The 1274-nt window shown below is 75.2% G+C and carries 1 protein-coding gene; it reads right to left on the minus strand.

Annotated features, from left to right (window positions below; all coding sequences use genetic code 11):
- A partial coding sequence (locus C667_RS23065; protein WP_004389190.1) for a GspE/PulE family protein occupies positions 1-1274 on the minus strand: 1274 nt, incomplete at both ends.

A 1274-nucleotide genomic window follows, 5' to 3' on the forward strand; every position in this document is an offset into this window, starting at 1 on the left:
GGCAGCCGCGCGCGCGCCAGCTCGGCGGTGGCGGCGCAGCGTCGGCGAGACCGGGCAGGCGGCGCTCGGGGGCGTCGTCGGGCACCGGCTCCCGGCAGGCGGGGCACAGCCGGCGTACCAGGCGCTGGGCGAGGATGCCGCACAGGTTGCCGGCGAGCAACTCGGCGCCGATGCCGATCTCGTGCAGGCGCGGCAGCGCGCCGAAGATCGAGTTGGCGTGCAGGGTGGCGAACACCTGGTGGCCCGTGAGCGCGGCGCGCAAGGCCATGGTGGCGGTGTCGGCGTCGCGGATCTCGCCGATCAGGATCACGTCGGGGTCCTGGCGCAGCAGCGCGCGCACGCCGTCGGCGAAGTCGAGCCGCGAGGCCTCGCCGACCTGGGTCTGGCGGATCAGGGCGAGCGGGTACTCGACCGGGTCCTCCAGGGTCATGATGTTGACCGCCTCGGTGTTGAGGTGGCCGAGCATGGAGTACAGCGTGGTGGTCTTGCCGCTGCCGGTGGGGCCGACCACCAGGATCAGGCCCTCGGGGCGGGCGAGGATGCGGTCGAGGGCGGCGCGCTGGTCCGGGGCGAGGCCGAGCGCGTCGAGCGGGACGATGCCCTTGTCGCGGTCGAGGATGCGCAACACGATGTTCTCGCCGTGCAGGGTGGGCTGGGTGGCGACGCGGAAGTCGATCGGGCGGCCGCCGACCGCGAGGCCGATGCGCCCGTCCTGCGGGCTGCGCGACTCGGCGATGTCCATGCCGGCGAGCACCTTGATGCGCACCGCCAGCTCCGGCCAGCACGACTTGTGCATCGCGCGCACCTGGCGCAGCGTGCCGTCGATGCGGTGGCGCACGCGCAGGAAGCCGGCCTCGGGCTCCAGGTGGAGGTCGGAGGCGCCGCGCGCGGTGGCTTCGGCGAGCAGGGCGTCGACCAGGCGCACGACGAGCTGCGGGTCGCGCGTGCCGGCGACGGGCTGGCCGGCGCGGCGCTCGAGCTCGCGTACCATGTCCTCGATCGAGCTCGCCTGGCCGTAGTGCTGCTCGATCGCGCGCCCGAGCTCGTTGTCGCCGGCCAGGCGCAGCTCGACGTGCACGTCCGGGCCGAGCTCGGCGCGCAGGCGGTCGAGGGCGACGATGTCGTGGGCGTCGGCCATCGCGACGATGAGGCGGTGGCGGGCGGCGTCGTACTGCAGCGGCAGCAGGCGGTGGCGGCGGGCGAGCGCCTGCGGCACGCGCGCGATCGCGTCGGGGTCGGCGAGCGCGCTGGCGAGGTCCACGCAGGGCAGGCCG

It is taken from the genome of Thauera phenylacetica B4P, from assembly GCF_000310225.1.
Lineage (GTDB): Bacteria > Pseudomonadota > Gammaproteobacteria > Burkholderiales > Rhodocyclaceae > Thauera > Thauera phenylacetica.